1 protein-coding gene is annotated in these 456 nt (G+C 64.5%); it reads left to right on the plus strand.

All coding sequences use genetic code 11. The features are described 5' to 3' along the window. Positions 1-190: 190 nt before the first annotated feature. Positions 191-456, plus strand: a 266-nt coding sequence (locus tag V6F78_RS22275; protein ID WP_332728343.1) for a hypothetical protein, incomplete at its 3' end; no start/stop codon positions are given.

The raw sequence follows: 456 nt of genomic DNA on the forward strand, positions 1-456 counted from the left end.
TCTCAGGGGCGATCTCCTGTTCTGGGGCGCCCGCAATGTCGACGGTCGCGGCTTCGACACCGAGCAGAACCGGCCGACCAATCTGCAGATCCCGCTGCTCAGGAAGTGACCGTGGTGCTTGCGCAATGACGTGATCCCTGCATAGCTGGCTCGGTCCATCGCGGACACTTGGTCTTGGGGCGGCAGGCGGATGCAACTGGCAAAGAACGTCATCGACATCGGCCTCTCCACCAACAATCTCGAGCCGATGCTGCGGTTCTGGCAGCAGGACGCCGGCATTCGCTCCGATCACGTGCAGCCGATCCGCCGCGGCCAGAAGCAGTACCGGCACGACGCGCATGGTTCGGTGATCAAGCTCAACCATCATGTCGAGCCGCTGCCGGATGCGGCGCCGAGCGGCTACCGCGAGCTTTTGATTGCGCGCGATGGCGTCGGGGCCCCAAGGCGCATGGTCGA

Origin of the sequence: Pseudomonas sp. ESBL9 (assembly GCF_036668715.1) — a bacterium.
In the GTDB taxonomy this organism is placed as follows: domain Bacteria; phylum Pseudomonadota; class Gammaproteobacteria; order Pseudomonadales; family Pseudomonadaceae; genus Aquipseudomonas; species Aquipseudomonas lundensis.